The organism is Roseomonas sp. USHLN139, from assembly GCF_037145735.1.
Taxonomy (GTDB): domain Bacteria; phylum Pseudomonadota; class Alphaproteobacteria; order Acetobacterales; family Acetobacteraceae; genus Pseudoroseomonas.
The window spans coordinates 195,123-215,361 of record NZ_JBBCWY010000002.1; the positions used below are offsets into that span (position 1 = coordinate 195,123).

The following is a 20,239-nucleotide window of genomic DNA, read 5'->3' on the forward strand; positions in this document are numbered from 1 at the left end:
CCCGTTCAGTCGATTTTGGCAGATTTTCGGTCAGACGGCAGCAGCACCGCCACGCCCGCCTGCGCCAGGGCCTCGGCCAGCGGCGGCGGTGGCGGACGGTCGGTAACGAGGCGGGCGATCCGCTCCAGCCCGCACAGGAAGAAGAGCGCCTCGCGCCCCAGCTTGGAGGCATCGGCCAGCACCGTGACCTCGGCGGCGCGGGCGATCATCGTCCGGGCGATCTCCGCCTCGGCCAGGTCGAAATCGGCGATGCCCTTGGGGCCGAGCCCGCCCACGGTCAGCACCGCATGGCGCGGGCTGAAGCCCGCGAGCTGCTGCAGCACCAGGGAGCCGACATTCTCCCCCGCCTCGTGCCGGTGCTCGCCGCCCAGCAGGTAGGTGGGGTTGGCGCCGCTGCGCGAGACCGCCTGGGCGATGCCGACCGAATTGGTGATGACGGTGACGTCGCTCGCCTGGGCCAGCTCGCTGGCGAAGGCGATGGTGGTCGAGCCGGTGTCGACGAACAGCGAATCGCCGGGCGCGAAGAGGGCAGCGGCGCGGCGGGCGATGGCGCGCTTGGCGTCCAGGTTCTCCACCATGCGGCTGCGGAAGGCGCCCTCGCCGATGCTGTCGGGCAGCGTGGCGCCGCCATGGAACTTGCGCAGCCGGTTGCGCGCGGCGAGCTCGGTCAGGTCGCGGCGGATGGTCTCCTGCGAGGCCGCGAGCTGCTGCGCCAGCTCCTCCACGGTCATCCGCTGGTGCTGCATCAGCAGTTCGACGATGCGGTCGCGTCGTGCACTCAGGCGCATGGCCGGCCTGTCTCCTCGCTGGGCTCCGCTGCCCTTCTGCCAGCTTTTGCGCCGATTGCCATGGGGTGGCCGGGCGGGGGAGTATGCCCGCCAGGGCAGCACCGGCGGATCGGACGGATGACAGGCAGGGAATTCGGGCGGCGCGGCATGCTGGCGATGCCCTGGCTGCTGCCGGCGGCGGCCCCCGCGGTGGCCCAGGGCATCGCGGCGGCCCTGCAGGTCGGCGAGACGGCGACCTTGCGGCTCGAGGCCGGCGAGCGCCGCGAGTTGCTGCTGCCGCTTCAGGCGGGCGATTATGTCGCGGGGCTGCTGACCCGCGGCACCGACCCGCTGGTCGAGGGGCCGGGGCTGGATCTGCTGGCCCCGGGCAGCGAGGCGCCGCTGCGCCGGCTGGCCATCCCCGGCGGCGGGCCGCTGTCCTTCCAGTTCGTCGCGCCGGCCGAGGGCGCGTACCGGCTGCGGCTGTTTGCCGGCGCCGCGGCCGAGGCCGGCCTCGGCATCACCCGCATCCTGCCGCGGGCGCAGCAGGTGGCGCCCGATCCCGCGCTGGCGCCGCTGGACAGCCCGCGGCTGCAGGCGCTGCGCCAGGCGCTGCGCGACGGTGCCGATGCGGCCTCCGAGATGACCCGCTTCTGGGCCGAGATCGCCCGCCAGGGCGCGCCGCTGATCGAGAAGCGCGCGGACGGGCAGGGCGCCTGGGTCTCCTTCCTGTGGCGCGGGGCGGCGACCCGGAATGTCCGGCTCTCCGGCGGCCCCAGCCGCGACCTGCCGCCGCTGGCGCGGATGCCGGGGACCGATCTGTGGTTCCTGACCGTCGCCGTGCCGCCCGGCACCCGGCTGACCTACCAGCTGGCGCCCGACGTGCCGGAACTGCCCGAGGAGGCCGAGGCCTGGCGCGGCGCGGTCCCCGCCACCGCCCAGGCCGATCCGCTGAACCCGCACCCCTGGTGGCCGGCCGATCCGCGGCGCGACCGCTACACCTCCTCGTCGGTGCTGGAGCTGGAGGACGCGCCAGCCTCCCCCTGGCTGGCGCGCCGCCCGGGCGTCGCCGAGGGCCAGGTCTGGCGCCGCCGCTTCACCAGCCCGACGCTGGGCAATACCCGGCTGCTGGCGCTCTACAGCCCGGCCGCCGCGGCCCAGGCGCCGCTGCCGCTGCTGGTGATGTTCGACGGCGATGCCTATCTCGATATCGTCCCGACGCCGACCATCCTCGACAACCTGATCGCCGCCGGCGAGATCCCGCCGGTCGCCGCGCTGTTCGTCGGCAACGGGCCGGGCGATGCCCGCGACCGCGAGCTGCCGCCCAATCCGCGCTTCGCCGCCGCCCTGGTGGAGGAGATGCTACCCTGGGCGCGGGCGCAGCTGCGGCTGACCGAGAACCCGGCGCAGGTCGTCATCGGCGGCGCCAGCTATGGCGGCATCGCCGCCGCCTTCGCCGCCTTCCGCCATCCCGAGGTCTTCGGCAATGTGCTCAGCCAGTCCGGCAGCTACGGCTGGTCGCCGGAGGGGGCGCCGCCGGAATGGCTCATCGAGCACTATGCGTCTTCCGCCCGGCTGCCGCTGCGCTTCTACCTGGAGGCCGGCAGCTTCGAGCGCGGCCGGCCCGGGCGGGTCAGCCTGGTCGACAGCAACCGGCACATGGCCATGGTGCTGCGCGCCCGCGGCTATCCGCTGACGCACCGCGAATGGGCCAGCGGCCATGACTATATCGCCTGGCGCGCCACGCTGGCGCTCGGCCTGCAGACGCTGTTCCGGGCGTGAGGCCGGGATCATTCGGAAGCGCCGAATTATTTTGCGGTGCAGCATGAATGACGGGGGGTGACGGAAGTGGTTTGATCCTGGGGCGCGGCCGGCAAGGCCGATGCCAAGAGGGGAGAGAGGCGGCCGGTTTTCCCCAGGACCCTGCCCCGCATGTCGCTCTCGACCACCGCCGCCACCCCGATCGCCGCCAGCCCGCCCGTCGAGACCCCCTATATCCAGCAGGGCACGGCGGAGTTCACCCGCACCAGCATCGCCCTGCTCTGCGCCGGCTTCGCCACCTTCGCGCTGCTCTATTGCGTGCAGCCGCTGCTGCCGGCCTTCTCGCGTGAATTCGGCATCGGCGCGGCGGCCGCCTCGCTGTCGCTGTCGCTGCCCTCGATCGCCCTGGCCTTCGGCACGCTGATCGCCAGCAGCCTGTCGGAGGCCGTCGGCCGCAAGCCGCTGATGGTGGGCGCGGTCTTCGCCTCCTCGGCGCTGACCCTGGCTTCCGCCTTCGCCCCCTCCTGGGAGAGCTTCCTGGTCCTGCGCACGCTGCAGGGGCTGGCGCTGTCGGGCCTGCCGGCGGCGGCCATGGCCTATCTGGCGGAAGAAGTGCATCCGCGCTCGATCGGCCTGGCGATGGGCCTCTATATCAGCGGCAATGCGCTGGGCGGCATGGCCGGGCGGGTCGGCGTCGGGCTGGTGAGCGAGCATTATTCCTGGCACCACGCCATGGGCTTCATGGGGGTGCTGGGGCTGGTCTCGGCGCTGCTGTTCCTGGTGAACCTGCGCCCGTCGCGCCATTTCGCGCCGCGGCCGCTGAACATCGGCGCGCTGGCGAGCGGCTTCGCCACGCATCTGCGCGAGCCCGGGCTGCGCGTGCTGTTCCTGGAGGGCTTCCTGATCATGGGCGGCCTGGTGACGCTGTACAACTACATCGGCTACCGGCTGATGGCGCCGCCGCTGGGGCTGAGCCAGACGCTGATCGGGCTGATCTTCACCGTCTATATCGTCGGCATCGGCAGCTCGACCGTCGTGGGCGCGCTCGGCGACCGGCTGGGGCGGGCGCGGCTGTTCTGGATCGCGCTGGGCATCGCCATCCTCGGCCTGGCGGTGACGCTGGTCCCGACGGTGCCGGCGGCCGTCGCCGGTCTGGCGATCACCACCTTCGGCTTCTTCGCGGCGCATTCCATGGGCAGCGCCTGGGTCGGCCGCCGCGCCCTCCGCGCCAAGGCGCAGGCCTCCTCGCTCTATTTGTTCTCCTGCTACATGGGCGCCAGCCTGCTGGGCTCGACCGGCGGCTGGCTGTGGTCGGGCTGGGGCTGGGAGGGCGTGGTCTCCCTCATCGCCGGCGGCATGGTGCTGGCGATCGCCTGCGCCGCCTGGCTGTCGCGGCTGAAGCCGGTGGCGCCGCCGGCCGGCTGACGGCATCGCCCTGCCATCCGGACGCCGCGCGCGGCTTGCGGATGGCGCGGCGCGTGGCAGAGTGCCGCCTCTGACAGCCGAAGGAGCCTGCCCGCATGTGCGACACCATGGTGGCCCTGCCCCCCGTGACCCTGTCGGGCGCCGTGATCTTCGCCAAGAACAGCGACCGCGAGCGCAACGAGGGCCAGCCTTTCGCGGCCTTTCCCCGCGCGGCGCATGCGGCGGGCAGCCGGCTGCGCTGCACCTATATCGACATCCCCCAGGTCGCCGAGACGCACGCCACGCTGCTCAGCCGCCCCTTCTGGTGCTGGGGCGCGGAGATCGGCGCCAATGAGCATGGCGTGGTCATCGGCAACGAGGCCATGGTCGCGACCATCGCGCCGGGCACCGAGAAGAAGCTGATCGGGATGGACCTGGTGCGGCTGGGGCTGGAACGGGCCGCGACCGCCGCCGGGGCCGTGGAGGTGATCACCCGCCTGCTGGAAGCGCATGGCCAGGGCGGCCCCTGCGGCCATCTGCACGAGCACTTCTATGATAACGGCTTCATCATCGCCGATCGTCGGGAAGCCTATGTGCTGGAGACCATCGGCCAGTTCTGGGCGGTGGAGCGGGTGTCGGGCTTTCGCGCCCTGTCCAACGCCTTCTCGATCGGCCGCGGCGCGATCTGGCGCGCCGGCGGCGGGCTGCTGGAGCATGCCCGCGCTGCCGGCTTCTGCAGCTCGCTCGAGGATCTCGACGTCGCGGCAAGCTATCTCAGCCTGGAGCGCGACGCGGTCAGCCAGGGCCGCGCCCCCTGCAGCCGCGCCACCGAAGTGCTGGCGCGCAACGCGCCACGGCTGACGACCGCGCATCTGATGGCCGCGCTGCGCGACCACGGCGCCGCCGCGGAGGCCGATCCGCGCTGGCACCCGGCGCATCTGCAGGGCCGCAGCATCTGCATGCATGCCGGGGAGGGGCTGCGGCGGTCGCAGAGCACCGCCTCGATGGTCTCCGAGCTGCGCGGCGACGGGCGCGTGCTGCATTGGGCAACGGCGAGCTCTGCGCCCTGCCTGTCCATCTTCAAGCCGGTGCTGCCCGGGCTGGTGCTGCCGGAAGACGCCGCGCGCGCCGGCGAGAGCTATGACGCCACCAGCCTGTGGTGGCGCCACGAGATGCTGCACCGCGCCGCCGAGCGGGGCGACTTCGCCGCCATCCTTGCCGATTTCGCGCCGCAGCGGGACGCGCTGGAAGCCGATTTCCGCGCGCGCATCGAGGCCGTGCTGGCCGCACCCCTCGCCGAGCAGCAATCGGTCATGGATGCCTGCTGGGCGGAGGCGGCAGCGCTGGAGGCGCGGGCTACAGCGTCGCTGCCGGCGATGCCGGATGCCGCTGCGGCGCATGCCGCCAGCTGGCGGGAGCTCGACCTTCGTGCCGGGCTGCCGCAGGTCTGCGAAGCGGCCTGACCACGCAGGGCTTGCCAAGCCGGTGGCAGCTGCGCTCTTCTGCGCGCCAGATTACATCACGGATAGGAGAGCCTCATGCTGCATCGTCGAAGCCTGCTGGCGGGCGCCGCCGCCGCCGGTCTTGCCGGCAGCGCGGGGCTGTCGCGCGTCGCCCTTGCTCAGCCGGCGCGCAACCGCGTGCTCAAGCTGGTGCCGCAGGCCAACCTGACCAGCCTGGACCCGATCTGGACCACGGCGAACATCACCCGCAACCACGCCTACATGATCCATGACACGCTCTACGGCATGGACAGCAGCTTCGTGCCGCGGCCGCAGCTGGCCGAGGGCGTGGTCGAGGAGAATGACGGCAAGCTGGTGACGCTGACGCTGCGCCAGGGCCCGAAATTCCATGACGGCGAGCCGGTTCGCGCCGCCGACGTGGTCGCCAGCCTGCAGCGCTGGATGAAGCGCAGCCCGGTCGGCCAGAAGCTGGCGACCTTCGTGGACGCGCTGGAGGCGGTCGACGATCGCCGCGTGCGCTTCCGCATGAAGCAGCGCTTCCCGATGCTGCTCTCGGCGCTGGCGCAGGTCAGCAACAGCCCGGCCTTCATCCTGCCGGAGCGGCTGGCCAAGACCGACGCCTTCACGCAGATCCGCGACACCACCGGCTGCGGCCCGTTCCGCTTCAAGGCGGACGAGTTCAACTCGGGCAGCTTCGTCGCCTATGAGCGCAATGCCGATTACAGCCCGACGCCGAATGGCACGCCGAGCCTGACGGCCGGGCCGAAGCTGGTGCATTTCGACCGGGTCGAGTGGAACATCATCACCGATGCCTCGACCGCCGCGGCGGCGATGCAGACCGGCGAGATCGACTGGTTCGAGCAGCCGCCGCCGGAGATCCAGACGCTGCTGAAGCGCAACCGCCAGCTGGCGATCGAGGAGATCGATCCGCTGCCGCTGGTCGGCGTGCTGCGCTTCAACCATCTGCACGGCCCCTTCAACGACAAGAAGGTGCGCCAGGCGCTGCTGCCGGCGATCAGCCAGTCCGACTTCATGAGCGCGATCGTCGGGCCCGAGCCGTCGCTGTACAATGACGATGTCGGCGTCTTCACGCCCGGCACGCCGCTGGCGAACAAGGTCGGGCTGGAGCCGCTGCTGGGCCCGCGCAGCCTGGACCGCGCCAAGGCGCTGCTGAAGGAGGCAGGCTATACCAACCAGCCGATGCGGCTGATCGGCCCGACCGACATCCTGGCGCCCTCGGCCATGTCGCAGGTGGGTGCCGACCTGGTGCGGCGCCTGGGGATGAATGCCGACATCGCCTTCGGCGACTGGGGCACGGTGGTGCAGCGCCGCACCTCGCGCGAGCCGGTGGAGAAGGGCGGCTGGAGCATGCTGTTCACCAGCTTCTCCTCCTTCGACTTCGTCGATCCGTCCTGCCATTTCCCGCTGCGCGGCAATGGCGCGCAGGCCTGGGTCGGCTGGCCCGAGGTGCCGCGTCTGGAGCAGCTCCGCGACGAGTGGTTCCTGGCGCCCGACCTGGCCGCGCAGAAGAAGATCGCCGAGGACATGCAGCGCGTCGTCATGGACGAGCTGCCCTACATCCCGGTCGGCGCCTACAAGAGCCTGACCGCGGTGAACCGTTCCCTGAAGGATCGCGTCGGCGGTTTCGCGATCGCCTGGAACCTGAAGCGCGCCTAAAAACCGACAGAAAAAAGAAGGGGGCCTGGGGGAATTCATTCCCCCAGCCTTGCTTCCTTATTCTGCCCTGATATTCGCATGCTGCGCCACTGCCTGCCAGTTTCTTACTTCGTTGGTGAGGCGCTGGCTTGTCTGCTCCGGCGTGGCGAAGTTGACGAGCGACCCTGCCTCGAAGGCGCGCCGTCTGAGGTTCTCGTCCTGCAGCGTCTTCTGCAGCGCCTCGGTCAGCCGCTGGCGTAGTTCGGCGGGCACGTCCTTCGGCGCGAAGACCGCGAACCAGACGTTCAGCGGCAGGTCCCGGAACCCCGCCTCGGCGGCCGAGGGCAGATCCGGCAGTCCCGGATGCCGCTCGTTCGAGCTGACGCAGAGTCCGCGCAGCTTGCCATCCCGCAGCAGGCTGACCAGCGGCGGCGGCGAGTTCATGTAGAACTGCACGCGGCCGGCGATCAGGTCGCTGATGGTCTCGCCGGTGCCGCGATAGGGCACGTGCAGCATGTCGATGCCGGCGCGCGACTTCAAAAGCTCCGTCCCCAGATGATGCATCGAGCCGCTGCCGGCCGAGGCGTAGCTGATCCTGCCCGGATTGGCCTTGGCATAGGCAACGAGCTCCGGCAGCGTCTTCACCGGCAGGGATGGGTGCGCCACGATCAGCTGCGGCGTGTCCGACACCTGGCCGATGGGGAGAAAGTCGTTGGTGGTGCTGATGCCGCCCGTCCCGCCGATGGCGGCGCGCCCGGCCATGGTGCCGCAATAGCCCATCAGCAGCGCATGCCCGTCCGGCTGCGCCCGCGCCACCGCCATCAGGCCGACGACGTCATTGCCGCCCGGGCGGTTCTCGACCACCACCGGCTGGCCGAGGATCTGGCCCAGCGGCTCGGCGATCAGCCGCGCGGCATAGTCGGTGCCGCCGCCCGCCGGGCTGGGGACCGTGATGGTGATGGGACGGCTGGGGAAACGCGGCTGGGCCAAGGCAGGCATGGCCAGGCCGACGCCGGCCAGCGCCAGGGCGCGGCGGGTCAAATCCATCGTGAACTTCCTCCGACAAGGCCCGCTCTGCGGCAGGTCCGGAACGAGCATGGAGGAAGACAGCAAGGCTGGGGGAAGGAATTCCCCCAGACCCCCCTCTTTTTTCTAGGGCATGGCCGCGCCGATGCCACCGTCGACCAGCAACTCCGTGCCGGTCACATGCTTGGCCTCGTCCGACACCAGGAACAGCACGGCATGCGCGATGTCCCAGGCATCGCCCATCTTGCCCATCGGCACCTGCGCATCGCGTTTCGCGATCAGTGCCGCAGCGTCGTTGGCGCCGAGCTGGCGCACCAGGCGATGCTCGACCAGCGGCGTGTGCATCAGGCCGGGGATCACCGTGTTGCAGCGGATGCCGGCCTTGGCATGCTCCATCGCAACCGATTTGGTCAGTGCGATGATGCCGTATTTCGACGCGCTATAGGCGATGTGCGGGCGCTCGGCGCTCATCCGCAGCGCCGCGATCGAGGACAGGTTGACGATGGCGCCGCGTCCGCGCGCCTTCAGATGCGGCAGCGCATACTTGCAGCCGAGGAAGGCGCTGCGCAGGTTGAAGTCGATCTGCCGCTCCCAGTCGGCCTCGTCCATCGTCTCGGCGCCGCCGGGATGCGAGCCGCCGACATTGTTCACCAGGATGTCCAGCCCGCCGAAGGCCGCGACGCAGGCGGCGACGGCAGCCTCGACCTCGGCCGCGAGCGTCACATCGGCCACATGGGCGCGCGCCTCGCCGCCCTCGCCGCGGATCAGGCCCAGCGTCTCCTCCGCCGCCTCGATCCGGTTGTCCAGGCAGAAGACCTTGGCCCCCTGGCGGGCGAGCAGCACCGCCGTCGCCTTGCCATTGCCCCAGCCCGGCCCCGCCGAGCCCGCCCCCGTCACCAGCGCCACCTTGCCGTCCAGCCGCAGCATCAAGCCTCTCCCTCAGCCGCGCACCGCGGCGCATAGTCCGCCATCGACCAGCAGCTCGGTGCCGGTGATGTATTTCGCCTCGTCGGAGGCCAGGAACAGCGCGGCATTCGCCACGTCCCAGGCCTCGCCCATGCGGCCGATCGGCACCTGGTCGTGGCGGCGCTGGAAGAAGGCGTCGCGATCCATCCCGGTCTCGCGGCTGGCGAATTGTTCGGCCAGCTTCTCGACCAGCGGCGTGTTCATCAGCCCCGGCAGCACGCAGTTCAGGCGCACGCCGCGGCGGGCATAGTCGACGGCGACGACGCGGCTGAACTGCACCAGCCCGGCCTTGGCGGCGGCATAGCCGGCCTGCGGCTTGCCGGTGTAGCGGATCGCCGCCGTCGAGGCGATCGAGACGATGGCGCCCGAGCCTTGCGCTGCCATCAGCGGCAGCACCGCCTTGCAGCAGAGGAAGGCGCTTTTCAGGTTGATGTCGATCTGCGCGTCCCACTCCTCCTCGCTCATCGTCGCGGGGTCGCCGGGGCGGGACAGGCCGACATTGTTGACCAGGATATCGACACGGCCGAAGCGCGTGACGCAGTCGGCGACCAGCGCCTCGACGCTCGGCTTGTCGGTGACGTCGCCGATGCCGAAGGCGAATTTCTTTCCCTCCGCCTCGATCAACCGCGCCGTCTCTTCCGCCGCGGCGGTGTTGCGCTCGACGCCATAGACGCTGGCGCCCTCGCGCGCGAAGGTCACCGCGATCGCCTTGCCATTGCCCCAGCCCGGCCCCTGCGAGCCGCAGCCGGTGACGATGGCGACCTTGCCCTCAAGCCTGCCCATCAGAGGGCGCCTTCGGTTGCGCCAGCGGATCGGCGGCATCGATCCCCAGCGCTTCGAGGAAGCGGGAGACCATGTTGTAGGCGCCGACCGTCGCCGTCAGCTCGACCAGCAGCCGCGGCTCCAGGCGCGGGCGCAGCGCCTCGAAGACGCCTTCGGGGACATGGACATGCTGGGTCATGGCGTCGCAATAGGCCAGCACCGCCTGTTCGGTGGCGTCGAACAGGCCCGATTGCGCGCGCCAGTCGACCAGTGCCTCGACCTGGTCCTGGCTGAGACCTTCCTTCAGCGCGATCGGCGCGTGCTGCGCCGCCTCATAGGGCGCGGCGTTCAGATGGGCGATGCGCATGATCACCATCTCGCGCAGGCGGCCCGGCAGGGCGCATTCATGGCGGATGGCGGTCAGGTAGCGCAGCCAGCCTTCGGCGACCGGCGCGCTGTGCAGCAGCATGGCATAGAGATGCAGGACGGAGCCGCGCTCCCGCACGATGCGGTCGACGAGCGGGCGCGTCTCGGGCCGATCCGGATCGGCATAGGCGATGCGGGCCAAGGGCGTGTTCCTCCCCATCTCGCCGCGTCGCGTGCCGCGCGGCGTTGCGATCCACGGAACACCAAGCCCGGCCAGCCGTCAACGAGGCTGGCCCGGCGCGCGCCTTTCCCGCCCTCGGCGGATCAGCCCCAGCGGACGTCGTAGAACTGGGGAAAGCCGCTGCGCAGCCCAATCAGCCGCTTCGAGAAAATGGTCGGCTGGTAGTAGACGCCGAGCGGCAGATAGGGGACGTCCTCCCAGAACTGCCGCTGGATCGCCTCGCCCACCTGCTTCTGCGCGGCGAGGTCCGGCGCGTCGAACCAGTCCTGGCGCAGCGCCTCCAGCCGCGGCAGGGTCGGCCAGCCGAACCAGGCGCCGGCGCCATTGCCGCGCAGCCCGAGATGGCTGGCCGGGTCGAAATTATTCGTCCCCGTCAGGAAGGTGATGAAGAGATTCCAGCCGCCGGCCTGCGGCGCGTCCTTCTTGGCGCGGCGCTGCACCACCGTGCCCCAGTCCAGCACCTGCAGGTCGACATTCAGCCCGCCGCGCTTCAACGCATCCGCCGCGACCAGCCCCATGGCGCTCTGCGCCGGATAGTCGCCGGCGACCATCATCACCACCGGCTCGCCCTTGTAGCCCGCCGCCGCCAGATCGCGCTTCACCTTGTCATAGTCGCGCTTCCCGCTGATCGCCTCGACGCCAACGCTGTTGGCCAGCGGCGTGCCGGGCGGGAAGGGGCCGACGCCATCCTTCCACAGGCTGGCATCGCTGCCGGCGATGGCCTGCATGCAGTCCGCCTGGCTGATGGCGCCGAGCAGCGCGCGGCGGATCGCCGGATTGTCGAAGGGCGGCAGCAGGTGGTTGAAGCGCAGCGTGCCGAGATTGCCGCTGACATCCTGCACCATGGTGGAGAAGCGGTTGCCGCGCGACAGCATCGGCAGCAGGTCGATCGCCGCCTGCTGCCACCAGTCAACCTCGCCATTCATCAGGGCGCCGGCCGCCGTCGCCGGGTCGGGGATGATGCGCCATTCGATGCGGTCGAAATGCGCTTGCTTCGGCCCGGCGGTGAAGCTGGCCGAGCCGCCCTGGCGCGGCTGGTAGCCCTCGAAGCGGCCATAGGCGGAGAAGGCGCCGTCGACATGCTCGCGCGCCAGGTAGCGGAAGGGGCCGGAGCCGACCATCTCGGTGACGCGGGTGCCGGGATCGGTCCTGGCCAGCCGCTCCGGCATCATCGCCGGCATCGAGGTGCCGGTCTTGCCCAGCGCGTTCGGCAGCAGTGGAAAGCGTTTCTTCAGGCGGAAGACGATGGTGCGGTCGGTCGGCGCGGACAGTTCCTCCGTCGCGGCCATCAGCGCGGCGGCGAAGGCGTCGCGGGCGGCGATGCGGCGGATGCTGGCGACGCAATCCACCCCGCGCACCGGCTCGCCGTCATGGAAGCGCAGGCCCTCGCGCAGCGTCAGCGTCCAGCGCAGCCCATCCTGCTCGACGACATGGCCCTCGACCATCTGCGGCTGGATCGAGAAGTCATCCGCCTGGCCATAGAGCGTGTCGAAGACCAGGTAGCCATGGTTGCGGGTGACCGTCGCCGTGGTCCAGACCGGGTCCAGGACGGTCGCGTCGCTTTCGGGGATGAAGCGCAGCACGCGGCTGCCGGGGCCGCTCTGCGCGGCGGCGAGGCGCGGTGCTGCCAGGGGGGCCGCCAGGGCGGCGGCAGCGGCGGAGGCAAGGAAGGCACGGCGCTCCATGGCACACTCCCTCGACCGGCTTTTTTCCCGTCGGGGGCGGACTCGTTGGTCCGCCCCGCGTTGCGCGCAGCATGCACCGCGCAGGGGCGCTCAGGAAAGCCCCGCGGCGCGTGTCAGCCCTTGGCCATGTCCAGCGGCGGCGGGATCTCGGCCGGGATCGGGCTGACATAGGCCTCGCCCTGGCGGCGCTCGGCGAGTTCCGCCTTGGCGCGGGCGATCAGCCCCTGGTCCTGCAGCGCGGCGACGGCGGTGGCCGCCATCACCTTGGCCACATGCACCATGCCCTTGTGCGCATGCGGGCTCTTGCCCTGGGCGGTCAGCTGCCAGGAATGGAACGGCGTGCCCACCGCGCAGGTCGCGCCATGCGCCTGCACCGTCGGCACCACCCAGGAGACGTCGCCGACATCGGTCGAGCCCACCATCGGCTTGCGCGGCGCGTCCAGCGGCACGACGGTATTGCACAGCGCCATCTCGCCATCGAAGGGCAGGCCGGCGCCGCGGAAGGCAGCGCGGATGTCCTCCGGGTCCAGCGTCGCGCGGATTTGGTTGGCATAGGCGCGGTCGGCCTCGTCGAACTCCGGCGCGCCCAGCCGGTCGAACTCGGCCTGCATCGCCTGTTCCAGCACCCGGTTGCCCATCAGGTTGGAGAAGGCGGCGACGATGCGCATCTCGACCTTGGTCTCGGTCATCAGCGCGGCGCCCTCGGCGATCTTGCGCACCCGCTCGACCAGGGCGCGCATCCCGGCGAGATCGGTGTTGCGCACGGCATAGCGCACCTTGGCGCGGCCCTGCACGACATTGGGCGCGATGCCGCCGGCATCGAGCACGGCGTAATGCACGCGCGCCTCGCTGTTCATGTGCTCGCGCATGTAGTTGACGCCGACATTCATCAGCTCGACGGCATCCAGCGCCGAGCGGCCCAGATGCGGCGCCGCGGCGGCATGGCTGGACCGGCCGGTGAAGGTGAAGTCGACGCGGGTGTTGGCGAGAGCAATGGCGGGGGCGACGCCGGCGAAGGAATCCGGGTGCCAGGTGATGGCGAGATCCACGTCGTCGAACAGCCCGGCGCGCACCATGAAGGTCTTGCCGGCGCCGCCTTCTTCCGCCGGGCAGCCGTAGTAGCGGACGCGGCCCTTGATGCCCTGCGCCGCCAGCCAGTCCTTCACCGCGGTCGCCGCCAGCATGGCGCCGGCCCCCAGCAGGTTGTGGCCGCAGCCATGGCCGGCGCCGCCCTGGCCCTCGACCGGGCGGTGCTCGGCGATGCCGGCTTGCTGGCTCAGCCCGGGCAGGGCGTCGTACTCGCCCAGGATGGCGATGACCGGGCCGTCCTCGCCGGCCTCGGCCAGGATGGCGGTGGGAATGTCGGCAACACCCTGGCGCACCGAAAAGCCCTGGCGCTGCAGCTCCTCGACATGGGCGGCGGCGGAGCGCGCCTCGGTGTAGAGCACCTCGGGCGTCTCCCAGACGCGGTCGGCCAGCGCCACCATGGCCTCGCGCCTGGCCTCGACCAGCGTCCAGATATCGGGGGTGTTCTGCATGACGACGTTCTCTCCGGTGTCTCAGATCAGGCCGCGGGCCCGCAGCAGGGCGTCTTCCTGCGGCGGTCGGCCGCGGAAGTCCAGATACAGCGCCATGGGATCGCGCGCGCCGCCGGCCGCATAGATGGCGCGCAGCTTCCCGGCCAGCTCAGCGTCGAAGACATCGCCCGATTCCTCGAAGGCGGCAAAACCGTCGGCATCCAGCACCTCGGCCCAGAGATAGGCGTAGTAGCCGGCGGCATACATGGAGCCGCCGAAGAGATGGCTGAAATGCAGCGTGCGATGCCGCAGCCCCACCGCCTCCGGTATTCTTCTGTCGGTCAGGAAAGCGGCCTCGAAGGCGGCAGGGTCGAGGCCCGCGGGATCGTCCAGGCTGTGCAGCGCCATGTCCAGCAGCGCCGAGCCCACCAGGGCCGTCGTGAAGAAACCCTGGTTGAAGTTGCGGGCGCCGAGCACCGCGTCGCGCAGCGCGGCGGGGATCGGCGCGCCGGTCTCGACATGCCGCGCATGGCGGTCGAGCACGGCCGGCGTCGCCAGCCAGTTCTCCAGCACCTGCGAGGGGAATTCGACGAAGTCGTGCTCGACATTGGTGCCCGACTGCGAGGGATAGCGCACCGTGCTGAGCAGCCCGTGCAGCGCATGGCCGAGCTCGTGGAAGACGGTGCGCGCATCGTCCCAGCTGAGCAGCGTCGGGTTGCCGCGGGCGATGTTGTTGTCGTTGGTGACGACGGCCTTCGCGCCGGTCAGCGCGGCCGCATCCGACAGGCTGGACATCCAGGCGCCGGATCGCTTGCCGGGCCGGGCATAATTGTCCATCACGAAGAGGCCGAGCGTGGCCTCGCCCGAGGTCACCGCGAAGCTGCGCGCATCCGGGTGCCAGGCCTGCAGGTCGGGCCGCTCGGTGAAGCGGACGCCGAACAGGCGATGCGCGGTGTCGAAGGCGGCCTCCAGCACGCGGTCCAGCGGCAGGTAGGGCTTCAGCGCCGCCTCGTCGATGCCGTGGCGCTCCTGGCGCAGCCGCTCGGCGTAGAAGGCCCAGTCCCAGGCCTGGATCGGCCCGCCCAGCCCGTCGGCATCGGCCAGGGCCTGCAGCTCGGCCTGCTCGGCGAGCGCGCGGGCGCGGCCGGCCTCCCAGAGCTTCTCCAGCAGGGCCATGGCCGCCTGCGGGCTGCCGGCCATGGACCCGTCCAGCGCATACTCGGCATGGTTGGCGAAGCCGAGCAGCCGGGCGCGCTCGGCCCGCAGCGCCAGCAGGCGGGGCACCAGCGGGGCATTGGCCTCGGCGGCGCGGACCGACCAGGCCTGGTGCACCGCCCGGCGCAGGTCACGGCGGGTGGATTGCGCCAGGAACTGCTCCATGACGCTGCGCGACAGGGTGACCAGCCAGCCCTGCTCGCCGCGTTCCTCGGCCGCGGCCTTTAGTGCGGCGCGGAAATCCGCCGACAGGCCGTCGAGATCGGCCTCCGCCAGGGCCAGGGTCCAGTCGCGCTCGGCCCGCGTCACGTTCTGGGCGAATTCGGTCTCCAGCCGGCTGGCCTCGGCGGCGATGGCCAGCATGCGGGCACGGCCAGGGGCGTCCAGCCCGGCGCCGGCGCGGCGCATCTGCCGGCGGTGCTGCGCCAGCAACCGGCGCTGGTCCTCTTCCAGCCCTTCCTCCGGCACCTGCATCAGCCGGGCATAGAGCTGGGCATCCCCCGTCACCGCGGCGTCGTGCTCGGCCAGCACCGGCGCCCATTCCAGCTCCAGCGCCTCGATCGCCGGATCGCCCAGGTTGCTGGCCAGGGTGTCCAGGCAGCGGGAGACCAGGCTCAGCTGGCGCCCGGCGCGTTCCAGCGGCTCCAGCGTGTTGGCGAAACCGGCCGGATCTCGGTTGGCCAGGATGGCGGCGATCTCGGCCCTGTGGGCGGCCAGCGCCGCGGTCAGGGCGGAGGGGAAATGCTCGGGCCGCAGCCGGGCGAAGGGGGGCAGGCCGGCAGCGCTGTCCCAGGTCTCGAAGAAGGGGTTGTCGGCCATGGGACGCTCCTCGGGCTGGCGGGGGAACACATTTCCCCCGCGTCGCCCGCCCTGTCCACTAGCCCAGCTTACCGACCGCCGCCTCGAGCTGGCCCCAGGCCTCGGCGCCGTAGCGGGTCTTCCACTGCTCGTAGAAGCCGGCCTGCTGCAGCTTCTGGCGGAAGGGCGCGGGGTCGGGGGTGTTGAAGCGCAGGCCGCGGGCGGAGAGCGTGGTCTCCAGCGCGGTGGACAGCGTCGCCAGATCCTCGCGCTCGCGCAGCGCGGCGGCGTCCAGCTCCTGCTGCACCATCTCCTGCTGGCCGGTGGTGAGGCCGGCGAAGGCGCGGCGGTTGGCCAGCAGCCAGAAGCCGTCCCACATGTGGTTGGTCATGGCGCAGAACTTCTGCACCTCGTAGAGGCGGGCGGTCTCGATGACGGGCAGGGGGTTCTCCTGGCCGTCGACCAGGCGGGTCTGCAGCGCCGAATAGGTCTCGGCGAAGTTGATCGAGGCGGGCGCCGCGCCGAAGGCCCGGAACAGCGAGGTCCAGAGCGGGCTGACCGGGACGCGGATCTTGAAATTGGCCAGGTCCTCGGGCTTCTCCACCGGCTTGGCGGCCGAGGTGATCTGGCGGAAGCCATTGTCCCAGATGCGGGTCATCGGCGTCAGCCCGGCCTTGGCGATCTCGCCGCGCAGGAAGGCGCCGAGCGCCCCGTCCATGGCGCGCCAGACGGTCGGATAGTCGGGGAAGGCGAAGCCGACGCCGTTCAGCGAGGCCACCGGCACCAGGGTCGAGAGGATCAGCCCCGACAGCGTCATCATCTGTACCGCGCCGGAGCGCAGTTGGCTCAGCACGTCGGTGTCGGCGCCGAGCTGGTTGGCCGGGAAGAGCCGCAGCTCCAGCTTGCCGTCGCTGCGCTGGCCGATGGCCGTCGCCGCCTCCATCAGCCGCTGGTTCAGCGGGTGGCTGGGCGGCAGGTTGGTGGAGAGGCGCAGCACCGTCTCGGCCGCCAGGGGGCGGCGCAGCGCCGGCAGGGCCAGCGCCAGGCCGAGCGAGGCCGCGCCGATCCGGCGGCGGGTCAGGAAGTCAGTCATCCGGTCGTTTCCCTGGTCGCTTCTTGGCGCGCCCGGGCGTTTCCAGAGTCCCGGGCCGCGCGCCGCGCCAGACTGCGCCGGTCGCGGCCGCGCTCCAAGGGGGAAAGGTCAGGCCCGGCTGGTGCCCATGGCCTCGCCCAGCTCGGCGATGGACAGGAGCTTGGCCTCGAACAGCGACCAGTCGTCGGCCTCGGCGATCGGCGCCCAGAGCGCCTCGACCTCGTCGATCAGCAGGCGGGCGGCGGGGGTGGGACGCTGGAAGTAGCGGTGCTCGAGCCGGGTGGTGTCGACCGCGCGGTAGTCCTGCAGCCGCTCTTTGAAGGGCGCGAAGGCTTCCCCGGCATAATGCGCGGCGGCTGGGCTGTCGCCGGCGCGGACGCCGCTGGCGAGGCCGCCCTGCCAGTCGAACACGGCCTGCTCGAAGCCGACCTGGCTTTCGCCCAGAAAACTCTCCCACAGCACGCAGAGCTGGGTATCAGCCTCCTGACCGAGGCTGCGCAGGCCCAGGCGCTGCAGCCAGGCCTGGGTCCATTCGGCCTCGAAGGCGGTGGCGAAGCCTTCCAGCACGCCCTGCAGCGCATCCATGCTGGAGAGCGGCAGCAGGCACTCGGCCAGCCGCGCCAGGTTCCACAGCAGGGTCTGCGGCTGCCGGCCATAGGCGTAGAGGCCGTTATAGTCGAAATAGGCGGCGGTGAAGTTCGGGTCGTAGGCCGGCAGGAAGCGCCAGGGCCCGTAGTCGAAGCTCTCGCCGGTGATGTTGATGTTGTCGGTGTTCAGCACGCCATGCACGAAGCCGGCGGCCATCCACTGCGCGCCGGTCCTGGCCACGCGCCGCATCACGGCCTCCAGGAAGCCGGTGGCGTCGCGGACAGCGGCTTCCGGCAGGTAGTTGTCCAGGCAGTAGTCCATCAGCCGCTGCACGCCCTCGGTGTCGCGGTTGAAGGCCAGGCGCTGGAAGCTGCCGATCCGCACATGCGAATGGTTCAGCCGCACCAGCACCGCGCTGCGGGTCGGCGAGGGCTCGTCCTGGCGCACCAGGTTCTCCCCCGTCTCGACCAGGCTGAAGGGCTTCGAGGTGTCGACGCCCTGCGCCTCCAGCAGCTGCGCCGCCAGCACCTCGCGCACGCCGCCCTTCAGGGTCAGGCGGCCATCGGCGCCGCGCGACCAGGGGGTGGTGCCCGAACCCTTGGTGCCGAGGTCGAGCAGCCGGCCACCCGCTTCTTCAAGCTGCGCGAACAGGAACCCGCGGCCGTCGCCGAGCTGAGGGTTGAAGCTGCGGAACTGGTGGCCGTGATAGCGCAGCGCCAGAGGCTTCTCGAAGCTGCCCGGCAGCGGCTGGAAGCGGCCGAAGTGATCGAGCCATTCGGCCTCGGTCAGGCCGCCCAGGCCGAGCGCCGCCGCCCAGGGCTGGTTGCGGAAGCGGAGACGGTGCTGCGGAAACTCCGCCGCGGCGACGATGTCGAAAAACTCGTCGCCGAGCTGGGCATGGCGGGTGGCCGGGCGGAAGCGTGCGTCGAAGGGCATGTCTGTCAGTTAGGCGCGCCGGATGGGCGCGTAAACCCGCCGCTGCTTGACCTTGGGGGGGAGGGGTCCATACTTCGCCGCGAGCGGCTGGAACGATATTCTGCGGAGCGGAATTGCGCATGGAGCTTGAGACGGCGGCCTTCGATCCGGCGGCGGCGGGATGGTCTGAACGGGACGCGGGCGGCTTCACGGATCTGGTCGGCCCGCTCTGGGCCAGGCGGGACAGCGAAGGCTGGGCCTATGGGCTGCTCGCCGGGCCGCAGCACAGCAATGTGCATGGCATCGTGCATGGCGGGATGCTGATGACGCTGATCGACAATGCGCTGGGCCTGACGGTGTGGGAGGCGACCGGCCGGCAGCCGGCGGTGACGATGCAGCTCAACACCCAGTTCATCACCGCGGCGCGGCCGGGCGACTTCATCGAGGCGCGCGGTGAGGTGCTGCGCGTCGCGCGCTCGGTGGTCTTCGTCCGCGGCGTGCTGTCCGTCCGCGGCGAGACGGTGCTGGCCGCCGATGGCGTCTGGAAGGTGATCAGGACTTCTAAATAAGAAACAGAAGGGCGCAAACCTGCAGGTTTGCGCGGGGGGATACCGCCCCCCGGCCTCAACTTTATCAAGCGGCCAAGAGCCGCGCGCCTTGGGAGGGGCGGACCGGTCATGCTGGACAGGCGTGTCGCGCGTTTTGCGGAGGCCATTGCCGGGATCGGCGATGGCGCGACGATCTTGCTGGGCGGGTTCGGCGGCGCCGGGACGCCGCTCGGCCTGGTGGCGGCGGTGCATGCGGCCGGGCTGAAGGACCTGACGGTGATCGCCAACAATGGCGGCAGCGCCGAGCCGGATCTCAGCCTGTGGCTCTCGGCCGGCCAGGTGCGCAAGCTGGTCTGCTCCTATCCCAAGTCCAAGCTGAACACGACGGCGAGCTTTTCCGAGCTGTACCTGGCCGGGAAGATCGAGCTGGAGCTGGTGCCGCAGGGGACGCTGGTCGAGCGCATCCGCTGCGGCGGCGCCGGCCTTGGCGGCTTCTACACGCCGGTCGGCGCCGGCACCGCGCTGGCCGAGGGCAAGGAGACCCGCATGATCGACGGGCGCGAGCATGTGCTGGAAAAGCCGATCCGCGCGGACGCCGCGCTGATCCGGGCGCGACAGGCGGACCGGCTGGGCAACCTCACCTACAACATGGGCGCGCGCAATTTCGCCCCGGTGATGGCGACCGCGGCCGCGCTGGTGGTGGCCGAGGTGGAGGAATTCGTCGAGCTGGGCGCGATCGATCCGGAGGCGGTGGTGACGCCGGGCATCTTCGTTGACCGCGTCGTGCTGAAGGGGGCGCCGCAATGAGCACGCCGCTGACCCGCGAGCAGCTGGCCCGCCGCATCGCCCGCGCCATCCCGGATGGTGCCTTCGTCAACCTGGGCATCGGCCTGCCCGACCAGATCCCGGACCACATCCCCGCCGACCGCGAGATCTTCCTGCACAGCGAGAACGGCATCCTGAATCTCGGGCCGCGGCCGCCGGCGGGGCAGGAGAACTGGGACCTGATCAATGCCGGCAAGCAGCCGGTGACGCTGCGCACCGGCGGTTCTTTTTTCGACTCATCGCTGAGCTTTGCGATGATGCGGGGCGGCCATCTCGATATCTCTGTCCTCGGCGCCTTCCAGGTCTCGGAGAAGGGCGACCTGGCGAACTGGTCGACCGGGATCGGCGAGGGCGTGCCGGCTGTCGGCGGCGCCATGGACCTGGCGGTCGGTGCCAAGCAGATCTGGGTGATGATGGAGCACACCTCGCGGCATGGGCATGCGCGCATCGTGCGCGACTGCACCTATCCGCTGACCGCCCGCGGCGTGGTGAAGCGGATCTTTTCCAATCTCGCCGTCATCGCCGTGACGCCCGAGGGGCTTGAAGTGGAAGAGATCCTGCCGGGGCTCAGCCTCGACGCGCTGCGGGCGCAGACCGAGGCGCCGCTGCGCCCCGGCGCGATGCGGCCGCTGGAGGGCTGAAC

At 70.9% G+C, this 20,239-nt stretch carries 17 protein-coding genes; 7 read left to right on the forward strand and 10 right to left on the reverse strand.

The genetic code is table 11. The annotated features are described in order from the left end of the window. Positions 1 to 5: 5 nt before the first annotated feature. Entirely contained in the window at positions 6 to 788 is a 783-nt protein-coding gene (locus WFI16_RS08215; protein WP_419897333.1) for a DeoR/GlpR family DNA-binding transcription regulator, read from the reverse strand. Between the two features lie 117 nt (positions 789 to 905). Between WFI16_RS08215 and WFI16_RS08220 the strand changes: the two genes are divergently transcribed. From WFI16_RS08220 to WFI16_RS08235, 4 genes are all read left to right on the forward strand, one after another. Further along, positions 906 to 2,549 (forward strand): alpha/beta hydrolase-fold protein, encoded by a 1,644-nt coding sequence (locus tag WFI16_RS08220; protein WP_419897334.1) that lies wholly within the window; start codon positions 906 to 908, stop codon positions 2,547 to 2,549. Positions 2,550 to 2,699: 150 nt separating this feature from the next. Beyond that, entirely contained in the window at positions 2,700 to 3,953 is a 1,254-nt protein-coding gene (locus WFI16_RS08225) for an MFS transporter (protein WP_419897335.1), read from the forward strand. Between the two features lie 95 nt (positions 3,954 to 4,048). Beyond that, complete coding sequence (locus WFI16_RS08230; protein ID WP_419897336.1) at positions 4,049 to 5,395, forward strand: hypothetical protein; 1,347 nt, start codon at positions 4,049 to 4,051, stop codon at positions 5,393 to 5,395. 75 nt (positions 5,396 to 5,470) lie between these two features. Beyond that, a complete protein-coding gene (locus tag WFI16_RS08235; protein ID WP_419897337.1) occupies positions 5,471 to 7,072 on the forward strand; it encodes an ABC transporter substrate-binding protein in 1,602 nt (533 codons plus the stop codon). A 57-nt stretch (positions 7,073 to 7,129) separates the two neighbouring features. Here the strand turns inward: WFI16_RS08235 and WFI16_RS08240 are convergent, their stop codons facing one another. The 9 genes from WFI16_RS08240 to WFI16_RS08280 form a co-directional block, all read right to left on the reverse strand. Beyond that, the gene (locus tag WFI16_RS08240; protein ID WP_419897338.1) at positions 7,130 to 8,098 is read right to left on the reverse strand and encodes a Bug family tripartite tricarboxylate transporter substrate binding protein; all 969 of its coding nucleotides are present in this window, start codon (positions 8,096 to 8,098) and stop codon (positions 7,130 to 7,132) included. A gap of 105 nt (positions 8,099 to 8,203) precedes the next feature. Next, the gene (locus WFI16_RS08245) at positions 8,204 to 9,004 is read right to left on the reverse strand and encodes an SDR family NAD(P)-dependent oxidoreductase (RefSeq protein WP_419897339.1); all 801 of its coding nucleotides are present in this window, start codon (positions 9,002 to 9,004) and stop codon (positions 8,204 to 8,206) included. A 12-nt stretch (positions 9,005 to 9,016) separates the two neighbouring features. Continuing rightward, positions 9,017 to 9,826, reverse strand: coding sequence for an SDR family NAD(P)-dependent oxidoreductase (locus WFI16_RS08250; protein ID WP_419897340.1), 810 nt, complete (start codon positions 9,824 to 9,826; stop codon positions 9,017 to 9,019). Next, entirely contained in the window at positions 9,813 to 10,373 is a 561-nt protein-coding gene (locus tag WFI16_RS08255) for a carboxymuconolactone decarboxylase family protein (RefSeq protein ID WP_419897341.1), read from the reverse strand. The genes WFI16_RS08250 and WFI16_RS08255 overlap by 14 nt, the downstream gene beginning before the upstream one ends. Positions 10,374 to 10,495: 122 nt before the next feature. After that, positions 10,496 to 12,097, reverse strand: coding sequence for an ABC transporter substrate-binding protein (locus WFI16_RS08260; RefSeq protein WP_419897342.1), 1,602 nt, complete (start codon positions 12,095 to 12,097; stop codon positions 10,496 to 10,498). A gap of 113 nt (positions 12,098 to 12,210) precedes the next feature. Then, a complete protein-coding gene (locus WFI16_RS08265; protein ID WP_419897343.1) occupies positions 12,211 to 13,635 on the reverse strand; it encodes a M20 family metallopeptidase in 1,425 nt (474 codons plus the stop codon). 21 nt (positions 13,636 to 13,656) lie between these two features. Further along, positions 13,657 to 15,648: a M3 family metallopeptidase gene (locus WFI16_RS08270; protein WP_419897344.1), complete on the reverse strand. Its 1,992-nt coding sequence runs from the start codon at positions 15,646 to 15,648 to the stop codon at positions 13,657 to 13,659. Positions 15,649 to 15,706: 58 nt separating this feature from the next. After that, positions 15,707 to 16,720, reverse strand: a complete 1,014-nt coding sequence (locus WFI16_RS08275) for a TRAP transporter substrate-binding protein (protein WP_419897345.1) — start codon at positions 16,718 to 16,720, stop codon at positions 15,707 to 15,709. 108 nt (positions 16,721 to 16,828) lie between these two features. Beyond that, positions 16,829 to 18,244, reverse strand: coding sequence for a protein adenylyltransferase SelO (locus WFI16_RS08280; RefSeq protein ID WP_419897346.1), 1,416 nt, complete (start codon positions 18,242 to 18,244; stop codon positions 16,829 to 16,831). Between the two features lie 119 nt (positions 18,245 to 18,363). On the opposite strand from WFI16_RS08280, the gene WFI16_RS08285 reads away from it, so the two are divergent. The 3 genes from WFI16_RS08285 (at position 18,364) to WFI16_RS08295 (ending at position 20,237) form a co-directional block, all read left to right on the forward strand. Next, positions 18,364 to 18,792, forward strand: a complete 429-nt coding sequence (locus WFI16_RS08285; RefSeq protein ID WP_419897347.1) for a PaaI family thioesterase — start codon at positions 18,364 to 18,366, stop codon at positions 18,790 to 18,792. A 108-nt stretch (positions 18,793 to 18,900) separates the two neighbouring features. Next, on the forward strand, positions 18,901 to 19,578 hold the full coding sequence (locus tag WFI16_RS08290; RefSeq protein ID WP_419897348.1) for a 3-oxoacid CoA-transferase subunit A: 678 nt from the start codon (positions 18,901 to 18,903) through the stop codon (positions 19,576 to 19,578). Beyond that, positions 19,575 to 20,237, forward strand: coding sequence for a 3-oxoacid CoA-transferase subunit B (locus WFI16_RS08295; RefSeq protein ID WP_419897349.1), 663 nt, complete (start codon positions 19,575 to 19,577; stop codon positions 20,235 to 20,237). The genes WFI16_RS08290 and WFI16_RS08295 overlap by 4 nt, the downstream gene beginning before the upstream one ends. Positions 20,238 to 20,239: the final 2 nt, after the last annotated feature.

Bases quoted from the DNA above. Each gene is read 5' to 3' on its own strand.
- WFI16_RS08240 (WP_419897338.1), bottom strand. From the start codon at position 8,098: ATGGATTTGACCCGCCGCGCCCTGGCGCTGGCCGGCGTCGGCCTGGCC.
- WFI16_RS08220 (WP_419897334.1), top strand. From the start codon at position 906: ATGACAGGCAGGGAATTCGGGCGGCGCGGCATGCTGGCGATGCCCTGG.
- WFI16_RS08295 (WP_419897349.1), top strand. From the start codon at position 19,575: ATGAGCACGCCGCTGACCCGCGAGCAGCTGGCCCGCCGCATCGCCCGC.
- WFI16_RS08285 (WP_419897347.1), top strand. From the start codon at position 18,364: ATGGAGCTTGAGACGGCGGCCTTCGATCCGGCGGCGGCGGGATGGTCT.
- WFI16_RS08235 (WP_419897337.1), top strand. From the start codon at position 5,471: ATGCTGCATCGTCGAAGCCTGCTGGCGGGCGCCGCCGCCGCCGGTCTT.
- WFI16_RS08215 (WP_419897333.1), bottom strand. From the start codon at position 788: ATGCGCCTGAGTGCACGACGCGACCGCATCGTCGAACTGCTGATGCAG.
- WFI16_RS08275 (WP_419897345.1), bottom strand. From the start codon at position 16,720: ATGACTGACTTCCTGACCCGCCGCCGGATCGGCGCGGCCTCGCTCGGC.
- WFI16_RS08260 (WP_419897342.1), bottom strand. From the start codon at position 12,097: ATGGAGCGCCGTGCCTTCCTTGCCTCCGCCGCTGCCGCCGCCCTGGCG.
- WFI16_RS08230 (WP_419897336.1), top strand. From the start codon at position 4,049: ATGTGCGACACCATGGTGGCCCTGCCCCCCGTGACCCTGTCGGGCGCC.
- WFI16_RS08290 (WP_419897348.1), top strand. From the start codon at position 18,901: ATGCTGGACAGGCGTGTCGCGCGTTTTGCGGAGGCCATTGCCGGGATC.
- WFI16_RS08265 (WP_419897343.1), bottom strand. From the start codon at position 13,635: ATGCAGAACACCCCCGATATCTGGACGCTGGTCGAGGCCAGGCGCGAG.
- WFI16_RS08270 (WP_419897344.1), bottom strand. From the start codon at position 15,648: ATGGCCGACAACCCCTTCTTCGAGACCTGGGACAGCGCTGCCGGCCTG.
- WFI16_RS08250 (WP_419897340.1), bottom strand. From the start codon at position 9,826: ATGGGCAGGCTTGAGGGCAAGGTCGCCATCGTCACCGGCTGCGGCTCG.
- WFI16_RS08225 (WP_419897335.1), top strand. From the start codon at position 2,700: ATGTCGCTCTCGACCACCGCCGCCACCCCGATCGCCGCCAGCCCGCCC.
- WFI16_RS08245 (WP_419897339.1), bottom strand. From the start codon at position 9,004: ATGCTGCGGCTGGACGGCAAGGTGGCGCTGGTGACGGGGGCGGGCTCG.
- WFI16_RS08280 (WP_419897346.1), bottom strand. From the start codon at position 18,244: ATGCCCTTCGACGCACGCTTCCGCCCGGCCACCCGCCATGCCCAGCTC.